This window comes from Bradyrhizobium sp. LHD-71 (assembly GCF_031157255.1).
Lineage (GTDB): Bacteria > Pseudomonadota > Alphaproteobacteria > Rhizobiales > Xanthobacteraceae > P52-10.
Window position 1 is genome coordinate 57,745 of record NZ_JAVIFX010000036.1, and the last position, 11,892, is coordinate 69,636.

At 63.5% G+C, this 11,892-nt stretch carries 11 protein-coding genes; all 11 read right to left on the minus strand.

All coding sequences use genetic code 11. The features are described 5' to 3' along the window. Window positions 1–28 precede the first annotated feature (28 nt). On the minus strand, window positions 29–1,420 hold the full coding sequence (locus tag RCO31_RS30175; RefSeq protein ID WP_308972028.1) for an FAD-dependent oxidoreductase: 1,392 nt from the start codon (window positions 1,418–1,420) through the stop codon (window positions 29–31). Further along, window positions 1,417–2,034: a cysteine hydrolase gene (locus RCO31_RS30180; RefSeq protein ID WP_308972029.1), complete on the minus strand. Its 618-nt coding sequence runs from the start codon at window positions 2,032–2,034 to the stop codon at window positions 1,417–1,419. Before RCO31_RS30180 ends, RCO31_RS30175 begins: the two co-directional genes overlap by 4 nt. Then, window positions 2,031–4,082, minus strand: coding sequence for a hydantoinase/oxoprolinase family protein (locus tag RCO31_RS30185; protein WP_308972030.1), 2,052 nt, complete (start codon window positions 4,080–4,082; stop codon window positions 2,031–2,033). Before RCO31_RS30185 ends, RCO31_RS30180 begins: the two co-directional genes overlap by 4 nt. Beyond that, window positions 4,079–5,743, minus strand: coding sequence for a hydantoinase B/oxoprolinase family protein (locus RCO31_RS30190; protein ID WP_308972031.1), 1,665 nt, complete (start codon window positions 5,741–5,743; stop codon window positions 4,079–4,081). Before RCO31_RS30190 ends, RCO31_RS30185 begins: the two co-directional genes overlap by 4 nt. Further along, window positions 5,736–6,590, minus strand: coding sequence for an oxaloacetate decarboxylase (locus RCO31_RS30195; RefSeq protein ID WP_374991553.1), 855 nt, complete (start codon window positions 6,588–6,590; stop codon window positions 5,736–5,738). The genes RCO31_RS30190 and RCO31_RS30195 overlap by 8 nt, the downstream gene beginning before the upstream one ends. A gap of 6 nt (window positions 6,591–6,596) precedes the next feature. Continuing rightward, on the minus strand, window positions 6,597–7,301 hold the full coding sequence (locus tag RCO31_RS30200) for an ABC transporter ATP-binding protein (RefSeq protein WP_308972033.1): 705 nt from the start codon (window positions 7,299–7,301) through the stop codon (window positions 6,597–6,599). Then, window positions 7,291–8,043, minus strand: a complete 753-nt coding sequence (locus tag RCO31_RS30205) for an ABC transporter ATP-binding protein (protein ID WP_308972034.1) — start codon at window positions 8,041–8,043, stop codon at window positions 7,291–7,293. Before RCO31_RS30205 ends, RCO31_RS30200 begins: the two co-directional genes overlap by 11 nt. Then, window positions 8,036–8,998 carry a branched-chain amino acid ABC transporter permease gene (locus RCO31_RS30210; protein ID WP_308972035.1) on the minus strand — a complete coding sequence of 321 codons (963 nt, stop codon included), beginning with the start codon at window positions 8,996–8,998 and terminating at the stop codon, window positions 8,036–8,038. The genes RCO31_RS30205 and RCO31_RS30210 overlap by 8 nt, the downstream gene beginning before the upstream one ends. Further along, a complete protein-coding gene (locus RCO31_RS30215) occupies window positions 8,995–9,864 on the minus strand; it encodes a branched-chain amino acid ABC transporter permease (RefSeq protein ID WP_308972036.1) in 870 nt (289 codons plus the stop codon). The genes RCO31_RS30210 and RCO31_RS30215 overlap by 4 nt, the downstream gene beginning before the upstream one ends. Window positions 9,865–9,888: 24 nt before the next feature. After that, window positions 9,889–11,127 (minus strand): ABC transporter substrate-binding protein, encoded by a 1,239-nt coding sequence (locus RCO31_RS30220; protein ID WP_308972037.1) that lies wholly within the window; start codon window positions 11,125–11,127, stop codon window positions 9,889–9,891. Further along, window positions 11,124–11,892: GntR family transcriptional regulator (locus RCO31_RS30225; RefSeq protein WP_308972038.1), on the minus strand; the 769-nt coding region annotated here is incomplete at its 5' end. The genes RCO31_RS30225 and RCO31_RS30220, both read right to left, overlap by 4 nt.

The window sequence follows — 11,892 nt, forward strand, 5'->3', positions numbered from 1 at the left end:
AAGTATAGCGAACTTCGGATTCGGGACACTAGTTGAGCGACGACGCCGAAAACCCGGCGGCCCGCCCAAGTGTCACCGCGGTCAAAAGGCCGTTCCCGGAGAGATAGCCCGATGCCTCGGGTCCAGACAGGCCACGTGCGGCTCCACCTCCTGCAAAGAGGTTAGGAAACCGCTCGCCGTTGGCCCGCAAGACGTGCGCATGTCGGTCGACGACAAGACCGCCTTGTGTGTGAAACAAGGTACCGGTCACGCGCACGCCACGATACGGCGGCATCAACCGCTTGTCCGGATCGAACCTGCGGCCGAACGCATCGGCCGCTCCTTCTCGCGCGGTAGCGTCGACGTGCTGCAAGGTCTTCGCAAGCGCATCCCCGGGCACGCCGAGCTGATACGCCAACGCCTGCGCGTCATCGCCGGACTTGATGGCGCCAAGCTTGACCGCGCTGCGGTAATCCTCGAACTCCATGCCAAGCTGGTGCAGCCGCTCGTCATAGATATTGAAGGCGATGCCGCCCGGCTGGCTCAGCACGAATTCGGCCTGTTCGGAATAGCCTGCATGTTCGTTGGCGAAGCGCACTCCGGCCGCGTTGACCTGTACGCCACCTTCCATCATCAGCGCCCAGGTGATCAACACGCCGTGCGGATGCGCGACCGATCCGTGACCCTGATAGCCCGAAAGATCGGCGGTCGCAGCACCCAATGCCTCACCCCATCGCAGCGCGTCACCCTGGTTGCCGGCATGGCCGAAATAGAGCGCATCAGCGATCGCGGGAATATGCCTTCCGACCAGCGGCTGATTGCCACCGAAACCGCTGCACGCCAGAACGAGTGCCCGGCACCCGATCCGTTCGCGAGCGCCGCCGGGCCGCCTCACTTCAACACCGCAGATGCGATGATCTGCCGTGACGAACAGCGTCGTTGCGACAGCGTTGGTCAGCACGTCCAGACCTTCGTTGTCCGCTGCCGCAACCAGCATCGCCATGAGTTCCTGCCCCGTGCGGTTGGGCGTGCCGTGCATGCGCGCGACCGAATGCCCCGGGTAAAGAAAGCTTTCCACCAGCTCGAACTGCACGCCGTGGCGGTCGACAAGATCGTGAATGGCATCGGCGGACATGGAGGCGACCGCATGCGCCATCGCCACATCGGTTCGCCCTTTCGCCTTTTGCAGGATATCGGCTGTCAGGAGATCGGCGCCATCAGCGACGCCCCTCGCGATCTGGAAGCGCGTTCCTGCGGCTGGGATCAGCCCGGACGATAGTGCGGTCGAGCCCGACGGCACAGCGTCGCGCTCGAGCACCAGCACGTCCCGGCCCATGCGCCGCGCCGTCAGGGCCGCCGTCAGGCCGCAGGCGCCGCCGCCGATCACCAGCGTATGCACGTGGGCGGGGGCGCTAAAAGAGGCGACCCGTTCGACGCTCATCGTCCGCCAGCCTGCAAGAGAGCAATAAGGTCGGCGCAGGTCGTGACGTCGGCGACTGAGCGAAGCGCTTCAACGCTCGTGCGATGGACATCCTCCGAAAACGCTGCACAGCCGTCTTCCAACAAAAGCGCATGGAAATCGCGAACATGTGCGTCGCGCAATGTCGAGGCGACACCGCCGTTGGTAACGATCCCGGAAAAGATCAGGCTTTCGATCCCGGCCTTGCGCAGAACCCATTCCAGTCGGCTCATGTAGAACGCGGAGAAAGCGATCTTTTCAACCGAAAGATCCGACGGCTGAAGTTCATCGACCAGGGCGTGGCCCCAACTTCCCGGCGCAAAATCCCCCTTCCGCAAGAACGGCCGCAGCGCCTTCAGATGCGGTGAGACGAACGGTTCGCCGCCCTTGCCCGGAACCAATGTGAAATGGGTCGAGACGATCCACCCGCCGCGCGAGCTGACAGCGTCAGCAACGGGCTTCAGCCGTTGGGGAAGGGCTGCAATCGCCGCAGACGTCGCGCCGCCACGCGCGTAGGCCCCGTGCGGATGGATGAAATCACGCTGCAAATCGACAAGGACCAGGGCGATGCTTTCCGGGCGCGCGAGATCGATCATGGATGCTGCCGTTCGAGAATGATGTTGCCCAGGCTGTCCACGCGCGCCTGGAAATCCGGTTCGACGAGAACGGTGGTGTCCTGCTGTTCGAGGATGGCAGGTCCCTGGATGGTCGCCCCAACGGGCAGCTCCCGCCGCGCATAAATGGTTGCATCCTGCCAGGCACCGTCAACATAGACCCGCCGAACGCCCTGCGCGGCCCCCGCAATGCTTCCGTCCGACGGCGCAAGCGCCGCAAGATCGAGCTTTGGTCTGCATCCGACCACCGCGACATGGACATTGAGCATGCGGATTGGAATGTCTTCCAGAAGACGACCATAGACCTCGCGATATCGTCGCTCGAAAGCCTCGCGGATTGCGCCGACATCCAGCATCCGGCCCGCCTGCCATGCGATCGGCGCGGCGACTGTATGAGTCTGCCCGAGATAAAGCATGTCGAAGGTGACAAGCGTGTCACGCGACACGAACGCCACTCCCGAACGATCGAGCAATCGCGCTCCTTCTTCCGCCACCCGGGATATCTCGGCATTGAGGTCGGCGATGTCGATCTCGGCGAGAGCCCGATTCACGGTCTGCACGAAGTCATGACGCATATCGGCGATGACGCAGCCGAGCGCCGACGTTACGCCGGGATAGGGTGGGATCAAAGCTGCCTTCAGACCGACCTCCCTCACGAGCGCACCCGCATGGAGACCTCCGCCGCCGCCGAAGGGCATCAGCGCGAAATCTCGCGGGTTGTGGCCGCGCTCAATCGAAACCAGACGGATCGCTCCGGCCATGCGGCTGTTGGCAACCCGGACGATCGCCTCCGCAGCGGCGATGGCGTCGAGGCCCAGCGGGTCGCCGATGTGACGCGCAATCGCCTGCCTCGCCGCCTCCGTATCGAGGCGCGTCAGCGCGCCACCGATCGGACGTTCGGCATTGATGCGTCCGAGAACGACATTGGCATCCGTGAGCGTCGGCCGCTCGTTTCCCTGGCGGTAGCACACCGGACCGGGCACGGCGCCGGCGGATTCCGGCCCGACCTGCAGAATGCCGCCTCGGTCGACCGATGCGATCGATCCGCCGCCGGCCCCGATCGTCGTGATCTCGATCATCGGCGTCCGCACGACGAGGCCGAAATCAATGGCGGTCTGCGCCGCAAGCGCAGTTTGCCCATCCGCGATCAGGGAGACATCGAAGCTTGTGCCGCCGACGTCACCGGTGACGACGTTGGGAAACCCGGCCGACGTGGCAATGTGCGCCGCCGCTATGACACCGGCGGCCGGGCCTGACAGCGCCGTCCGCACCGGGCGCGCCTTCGCCATCTCGACGGTCATGACGCCGCCGTTGGACTGCACGATCAGCACCTGCCCGTCGAATCCCTGTGCGGCCAGATCGGCCTCCAGCCTGTTCAGATAGTCCGCGACTACGGGCTGCAGATACGCATTGAGCGCGGTGGTCGAGCTGCGCTCGAACTCACGGATTTCGGGCAGCATCTCGCTCGAGATATTGATGTAGGCGTTCGGCCAGACCGACTTCAACGCTTTGGCGGCAACCCGTTCGTTCTCGGCATTGGCGTAAGCGTTGATGAAGGTAACGGCGACGGCCTCGGTGCCGAGCGCCAGCAGATCGCGCGCGCGAGCGATGACTTCGTCTGCATCGAGTGCGGTATGCACTGTACCATCGGCCAAGGTCCGTTCGCGCACCTCGAGGCGACGTTCGCGCGGGACCACCGGTTCGAACTGGCCCCACAATCCCCAGGTCTGCGGGCGATCGCGGCGGCGCATTTCCAGAACGTCACGAAAGCCTTCCGTCGCGATAACGCCGGCCTTCCCGCCCTTGCGCTCGAGAAGCGCATTGGTCCCGACCGTCGTGCCGTGAACGACGGTACCGAGCCGGGACAGCTCGCCGGCTCCGTCGCGAACGCCGTTCAGAAATCCCTCCGCTTCACGCCCGCGCGTGGAGGGAACCTTGCCGATCCAGCTGCTCCCGCTGGCCTCATCGAGAAAGAAGAGATCGGTGAACGTCCCGCCTACGTCCACACCGACGATGAGCTTGCCCGTCATGCCGCACCTTTTGCAGCGCGCGTGACATACCCGCTCCGAACATCATGCTCGATGGCCGAAGACGAACGCTGCGCGGCGGGCCCGTAGCCGCCACCACCCGGCGTTTCGAGCCGGACACGCTCGCCTTTGGCGAGCTTGGCGCCGACCCATTTCGAAGCCATCGGCGGATGCGCCTCTGTGCCGTCTCGCTGCAACACGGTGAAGCGGTTGAGCGCGCCGGGGTCGCCGCCAAGGATGCCCGGCGGCGCGTAGCGTCCGCGCTCGCCGAACAGAAAGACGTCGGCCTCCTCTTCCAGCAATTCGATCTCGTAGACGGCGCCAAGCCCGCCACGGTGTCGGCCGGCTCCGCCGCTGTCGGGCCGCAGCGCCCAGCGCGTGAACATCACGGGATAGGCCGCCTCGAGAATCTCGACCGGTGGAATCGTCGCCGTTGAAATCGGCGCATTGCCGTGATTGAGGCCATCGCCCTCCGGATGACCGCCATGGCCTCCGCCGAAGAACGAGAACATCACCCACCGCTGGCCATTCTTGCGATGTCCGGCCAGCGAAAGCGCGTTGATCGTCCCATATGCGCAGCCATTGACGCGTTCGGGACAGGCCTGAGCCAGCGCCACGAACACCGTGTCGATCATGCGAAGAATGGTTTCGGTATAGCCGCCGACGGGCTTTGGCGCCCTCGCCGAAAGCAACGTGTTTTCGGGTATCACGAACCTGATCGGATCCAGGACACCGGCATTGGCGGGCACGTCACGGAAAACATGCTTGAGCGCGACATAGCAGGCCGCGATCGTGGTCGAACGCGAGATGTTGAGCGGCCCGGCGCATGCGGGCGAGCAACGCGAGAAATCCAGGGTCATCGTCTCACCCGAAACAGCGAGATCGAGAGCGATCCTGAGCGGCTTGTCGACAATGCCGTCGTTGTCGAGAAAATCGTCGGCCGAATAGACGCCGTCCTTGAGCTCGGCAATGCTGGCCCGCATCAGCTGGCCGGCGCGATCGCGCAACTGCGACAAGGCATCAGCAACGGTCTCGTCCCCATAGTCGTCGAGCAGACTGGCGAGCCGGCGTGCTCCCAGATCCAGCGCACTGATCTGGCCGTTGAGGTCGCCATAGGCGCTGTTCGGCAGCCGTGAGTTGGCGGTAACGATGTCGATGATGTCGGAACGCAACTCGCCCCGGGCGAACAACTTGACCGGCGGAATGAGCATTCCCTCCTGGAAGCTCTCGGTCGCGACCGGGTTATAGTTGCCCGGCACGTTTCCACCGACATCGTGCCAATGCCCTACCGACGCGAGCCAGCAAAACACCTGCCCATTCCGGAAAAATGGCCGTACGAGCTTGAAGTCGGAAAGATGCGTACCGCCTTCGTAGGGGTCGTTGAAGATATAGACGTCGCCATCCGCAAGATCGCCTTGCTTCGCCGACTTCTCGATCACGGCGCGGACCGCGAACGCCATTGCGCCGACGAAGATCGGCAGACCCGCCTTGCCCTGAACAAGCGTCTCGCCGGTTTTTGCGTGATAGAGGCCGTGGCTGGCATCGCGCGCTTCCGCAATGATCGGATTGAACGCCGATCGGAACAGCGTCGCGTCCATCTCGTCGGCGATCTGCTCGAGCCTGCCCTTCAGCACCGCCAGCGTAACAGGATCGATCTCACTCATAGCGGCGCCCCATCCTCAGCATATCGTCGGTGCCGAGGACATCATTGATACCCTTGAAGTCGAGCATCTTCTCGCGGTAGGGGGCCGTCGTGCCGTGCGCCTTGAGGCTGTCGAAATAGTCGGCAAGCGCATGGACGAGCGCACGGACCGTTCCGCCCGGAAAGATAGCGATGGCATAGCCCAGGGCTTCGAGACCGGCGGCATCCGTAAGCGGCGTCTTCCCGCCTTCGACCATGTTCGCTAACAGGGGCACACGGCCTTTGAAGCGGCGGCCGATCTCGGCGAGTTCCTCCGCCGAAGACGGCGCTTCGATGAACAGGATGTCCGCGCCGGCCTCCACATAGGCTTCGGCGCGATCGAGCGCAGCGCCAAAACCCTCGACGGCGATCGCATCGGTCCGAGCAATCATCAGCACCTTGTCGTCCGGTCGGGCATCCAGCGCCGCCTTGATCTTACCGACCATTTCCGCAGTCGAAACGAGCTGCTTGTCGTTCAGGTGACCGCAACGCTTCGGCGTCACCTGATCCTCGAGCTGCAATGCGGATGCGCCCGCGCGCGCGACAAGTTTCACGGTTCGCTGGACGTTCAGCGCATTCCCGAAGCCCGTATCGATATCGACGATCAGCGGGATTCCGACACGATCACCGATAGCCGCGACACAGTCGGCAACTTCGCTGAAAGAGACGAGCCCGATATCAGGGCGGCCGAAACGCGTGTACGCGATGGAAGCGCCGGAGACATAAGCGGCCTCGAAGCCCGCGCGCTCGATCATTAGCGCCGAAAGCGCATCGTAGCATCCCGGAGCGACGAGAAGGTTCTTGTGCTTCAATCGGTCGGACAGTGCGATCATCTTCTAAAGTCCCAGGTAAGCTTTCTTGAGTTCCGGATCGTTGAGGAGAAAATCTGCCGCCCCTTCCATCGCGACCCTGCCGTTCTCGAGCAAATAGCCCCGCGAAGCGACCGTCAGCGACTGCACCACATTCTGCTCGACCAGCAAAACGCCGGGCCCCTCCTCGCGAATCCGGCTGATCAACCCGAACATCTCCTCGACGAGAAGCGGCGAGAGCCCGAGCGAAGGTTCATCGAGGATCAAGAGCTTCGGGTTTCCCATCAGTCCGCGTCCGATGGCGAGCATCTGCTGCTCTCCGCCTGAGAGCGTGCCCGCAAGCTGGTGCACGCGTTCCTTCAAGCGCGGGAAGATACCAAACACCCGTTCCAGATTGCGGGCACGATCCTGGCGCCCCCGACGATAGCTCCCGAGCTCGAGATTTTCACGCACGTTCATGTTCGGGAAGACGCGCCGCCCCTCCGGCACATGGATGAGACCTGCAGCAACCATCTGCGACGCGTCGGCGCCGGTGGTATCGACGCCGTCGAAACGCACAACGCCTTCCCACGGCCGCAACAGACCGCTCAGGATACGGTTGAGCGTGGATTTGCCGGCACCGTTGGCGCCGAGCACTGCGATGATTTCGCCAGGTCCTGCTTGCAGACTGACATTCCGCAGGACGGGCACGAGACCATAGCCCGCCTTCAGGCCATCGACCTCAAGGAGCATGACGCACCTCCCGCCGGCTCCGAAGCCGTTCGGCTGCACCCCGCCCCAGATAGGCTTCGATCACGGCGGCATCGCTCGTGACGCTTGTGGTGGTTCCCTGCGCGATGATCCTGCCGTTGGCCAGGACATAGACCCGTTCGGCCAGACTAACGACCGCCTGCATCACATGCTCGGTCAAAAGCACCGTCACGCCGTCTGCGCGAATAGCACGAATGACTGCGACCACTTCATCGACCTCGGTCGGATTGAGGCCGGCCATGACTTCGTCGAGCAGCAGCAGCTTCGGGTCGGTGGCAAGCGCCTTCGCAAGTTCGAGTCGCTTGCGCGCCGCAACGGTCAGACTTGCTGCGGGCTGATCCAGGCGACGCTCCAGCCCCACCCGGCACGCAACAGCCTCCGCATGCGCCAGTGCCTCCCGGCGCGCGGGTCTGTGAAGATGCGCGCCCACTGCGATGTTTTCGCGAACGCTCAACTTTTCGAACGGTTGCACGATCTGAAACGTTCTCGCGAGGCCCCGCGCGCAGATCAGGTGCGGTGCCACGCCGGCGATATCGGCGCCGAGGAAGCGCACAGCTCCCGCATCGGGCCGAACGAACCCGCTGATCGAGGCGAACAGCGTGGTCTTGCCTGCACCGTTGGGACCGATCAGCGCAACGATCTCACCTTCGGCGACATCGAGCGACGCGCCGTCGACTGCGGAAAGCCCGCCGAAACGCTTGCGCAGATCTCGCACCTCAAGCATCGACTGCTCCCGGCGAGGCCTTTGGCCGGCGGCCAAAAGCGCTTACGAAGCCGCTCGGCAGAAAGCGCAGGGCCGCGATCAGCAGCAGGCCATACAGGACGAGATTTAGTCCTGGCGCATTGCCGGTGATCTGCTTCGCCAATTCACCCAGCGCATGCAGCACCACCGCGCCGATGAGCGGTCCAAACGCCGTACCTACCCCGCCAATGATGGCCACCAGCAGCGCTTCGATCGACATCCCCGGCCCAAAGGCGATCTGGCTGTCCACGAACAGGAAGTTCTGCACGTAGAACACACCCACGGTCGCAGCCATGGCCGCCGACAACGCGATCGCCAGAACCTTTGTACGAACCGGATCGACGCCCAGCGCCTGCGCGCCATCCTCATTCTCGCGCACGGCGATCAGTTGCGCGCCGAAGCGGGAATTCTCCAGCCACAGCGCGATCAGGCATCCGCCCGCAACCAGTGTCCAGGCGATCAGATAGAATATGCGCCGGTCATCGAACTGAAAGTTCGCCGCGCCGCGCGCGAGCGGAACCAGCATGCCGAAGCCACCGCCGGTATATTCGAATGAGGCGATCAACACGCGCGCCACCTCGGCGAAGGCGAGCGTGACAAGCGCAAAATATGCCCCGCGTAGCCGGTAACGGAAAACGAGATAGCCCAGCAGGGCGCCAACCATCGCCGTCAGCGTGATGGCGATCGCTCCGGCAAGATAGGCGTTGATCCCGTGCCTGACCTGAAGGATCGCGGTGCCGAACGCACCTCCACCGAAGAACAGCGCATGCCCAAACGAAAACTGGCCGCCGTAGCCACCAAGCACGTTCCAGGACTGTCCCAGGAAGGCAAACATCAGCACGAGCAACCAGAACGAAAGCCAGAACTCGGACTGGACGACGAACGGCACGGCGAGCAGCGCCGCGAGCAGTACGCTTCCTGCCGCCTTTCCGCTCATGCCCGCGCCCCGAACAGACCGGTCGGGCGGAATAGCACCATCAGGATGAACACCACGAAGATGCCGATCTGACCCAGACTTTCACCCAGATAGAGGCCGCATAACGCCTCCACGACGCCCAGCAGCAAGCCGGCAAACAGTGCACCGGGGAAACTGCCCATTCCGCCGAGCACGACCGTGGTGAAAGCGACAAGAACGAACGCGTATCCGACCTGCGGTGTGACGTAGAACGTCGGCAACAAGAGACAGGCCGCGGCAGCAACCATGGCCGTGCCGATTCCAAACGTCATGGCGTAGATGTGTTCGACGCGCACGCCGACGAGCCGGGCGCCTTCGCGCTCGCGCGCGACCGCCCTGATGGCCTTGCCGAGATCGGTGAAAGTCATGAGCGCCCAAAGCAATGCGCCGAAGGCGAGCGCGCCGAAGAAGCCGACCAGCTTGGCGATCGGAATGAACGCCACACCAAGGTCGACGACTTCGAAAGCATAGCGGCTGTCGATCGAGCGCGTGGTCGAGGTCCAGAGCCAAAGCGCAAGATTGTCGATTACGATGGCAAGGCCGAGCGTGACCAGGAGAACGTTTTCGTCGCGACCGTGCCAGGCCGGCTGAATGACGAGGCGCTGCAGGACATATCCCGCCGCAAAGAACGCCGGCATCAGGACCAATATGGCGACATAGGGATCGACGCCACCAAGCGTATAGAGGAAAAGCGCGGCGTACAGCGCCAGCATCAGCAGGCTCCCGTGCGCGAAGTTGATGATGTGCAGCACGCCGTAGATCAGCGTTAGCCCAAGCGCCGTGAGCGCGTAGATCGCGCCCAGCGCCAGGCCGTTGATTACGGCCGGAACAAGCAATCCGCCCAGCATGAGCCTTCCTGGCCGCTCTTCGGATCAGCCCTGCGGGATCGGGAAAGCCACCTTGGCCGACGCGAACTCCGCCGGATAGATGACCTCCACGCTGCCCTTCAGGATCTGCGTGTTCGCTGGCTGCGCCCCCTCGTTCTGTCCGTTGACGAACTTAGTCGGTCCATAGGGCATGATGTGGTCGCCGTAGGTCGAGGACGCGAGTGCGGCAGTCACCGCAGCGCGGCTCGGCTCACTTGCGCGTTCCAGCGCGTCAGCCAGGACGCGCATGCAGGAGTAGTTCAACATCAGTTCGTAGGTCAGGTCCCAGCCCTTGTCGGCGACCTTTTTCGCAAAGACCTTCGACAGCTCCTTGGTCGGATTGTACCAGTGATTGCAGTCCATGATGTATTCGGCCGCTTGCGGATACTGCTTAGCAAACGCGACGTTCGACGCCGCGCCACCGAGCAGGGCGTAGATGCCGGCCTTCGGACGGACGCGCTGCTGCTGCAGCGTCCGGGCCATCAGGATAAACTCATTCTTGTAGTTTGACGGGATGATCAGGTCGGGGTTGCCTTGTCGGATTTGCAGAGCGATGTTGGTGAAGTCTCGCTGCGGCGACGGATGGCTGAGCGTCTGCATCACCTGAATGCCGATACCTGGCAACTTCTCGTTCAACAGCTTTGCCATGCCCGATCCGAACGCGCCGTCTTCGTGAACGATGAAGGCGGTCTTGGCTGCCCCACCGGCGTCTGTGTTGATTTTCTGCAGCGCATCGAGCGCAAAGCCTGTGATCTTGCCGAATCCCGGCGCGAAACGAAACGTATTCGGTAGACCGCGCGTCACGATCTGATCGACGACACCGACATCGACCAGATGCGGAAGATTGTGCTTGGCGGCAGCCTGCGTCGTCGCAAGCGCGATGCCGGAGGCGAACGGCCCCTGGATTGCGAGCACGCCCGCCTCGGCCAGTCGATCCACTTCCGCTGCGCCGACATCCGGCTTCGATTGCGCGTCGGCCAGGACGGCCTCGATCTTCGCTCCGCCCTTCGATTTGATGCCGCCGGCCGCGTTGATCTCTTCCAGCGCGAGCAAAGCACCCTTCCGGCATTGCTCGCCCTCATAGGCGAGACCGCCCGTCACGGGATGCAGGATGCCGATCTTCAGATTTGCCGGCTGCGCCGTCAGAATCCCCGGCATGCCAAGCGTTGCTGCTGCCCCAGCCGCGCCGAGCACGACATTCCGTCGTGTCAGACCCGAACCGATCCGCATCGTTCTCCTGCTCATCGCCCTCCTCCTCCCTTTGTAGTGCCTGTCCGCTTGCGCGGCGGCTTGGTCTTGCTTCCGGAATTGTCCTTTGCTTCCGCGGTCGCAAAACGTCCGTGCCCGGCGGCCTGTTCGCGTGTCAGCGACATCCGGTACTCAAAGCGATCCGGCCGATAGAGAATTTCGATGTATTGGGCGGGCTTACCTGACGTGTCCTTCACACATCGCTTCATCAGCAAGAGCGGCGCGCCCACACTTACCTTCAATCGCGACGCGACAAGGCTATCCGCCAGCGTCGCAGAGATGGATTGTTCGGCCGCGCCGACCACCACGCCGGCACGCTCGATCAGATCGATGATCGGCGTCGACGCAAGATCCTTGGCGCCATAGGCCCGGCCGATCCGCTCAGGCACGTAGGTCGTCGATTGCGACAGCGGTTCGCCGTCGAGACTGCGAACGCGCACCGCGCGCTGCGTGCGCGTATTCGGCTCGAGTTCGAGGCGCGCTCGCACGACACCCGTGGCCGGTACATAGCCGAATTCGATCACCTCGACCGAGGTCTCACGGCCGATCGCCGTCAGGTTCTCGCGCAAGCCGTCGATGCTGGCGGTGATCGGCCGCGCATCGAGCAGCGAGGCGGCACGATCGGTTACCGTCGTACCGCGCCCGCGCACGCGTTCAACAAGGCCTTCAGTAGCAAGTTCATCGAGGGCGCGCTTCGCGGTGATGCGGCTGACGTTGAACGCTTCCGTCAGTTCGAATTCGCTCGGAAGCACCGAACCGCCC

Bases quoted from the DNA above. Each gene is read 5' to 3' on its own strand.
- RCO31_RS30175 (WP_308972028.1), bottom strand. From the start codon at position 1,420: ATGAGCGTCGAACGGGTCGCCTCTTTTAGCGCCCCCGCCCACGTGCAT.
- RCO31_RS30180 (WP_308972029.1), bottom strand. From the start codon at position 2,034: ATGATCGATCTCGCGCGCCCGGAAAGCATCGCCCTGGTCCTTGTCGAT.
- RCO31_RS30185 (WP_308972030.1), bottom strand. From the start codon at position 4,082: ATGACGGGCAAGCTCATCGTCGGTGTGGACGTAGGCGGGACGTTCACC.
- RCO31_RS30190 (WP_308972031.1), bottom strand. From the start codon at position 5,743: ATGAGTGAGATCGATCCTGTTACGCTGGCGGTGCTGAAGGGCAGGCTC.
- RCO31_RS30200 (WP_308972033.1), bottom strand. From the start codon at position 7,301: ATGCTCCTTGAGGTCGATGGCCTGAAGGCGGGCTATGGTCTCGTGCCC.
- RCO31_RS30205 (WP_308972034.1), bottom strand. From the start codon at position 8,043: ATGCTTGAGGTGCGAGATCTGCGCAAGCGTTTCGGCGGGCTTTCCGCA.
- RCO31_RS30210 (WP_308972035.1), bottom strand. From the start codon at position 8,998: ATGAGCGGAAAGGCGGCAGGAAGCGTACTGCTCGCGGCGCTGCTCGCC.
- RCO31_RS30215 (WP_308972036.1), bottom strand. From the start codon at position 9,864: ATGCTGGGCGGATTGCTTGTTCCGGCCGTAATCAACGGCCTGGCGCTG.
- RCO31_RS30220 (WP_308972037.1), bottom strand. From the start codon at position 11,127: ATGAGCAGGAGAACGATGCGGATCGGTTCGGGTCTGACACGACGGAAT.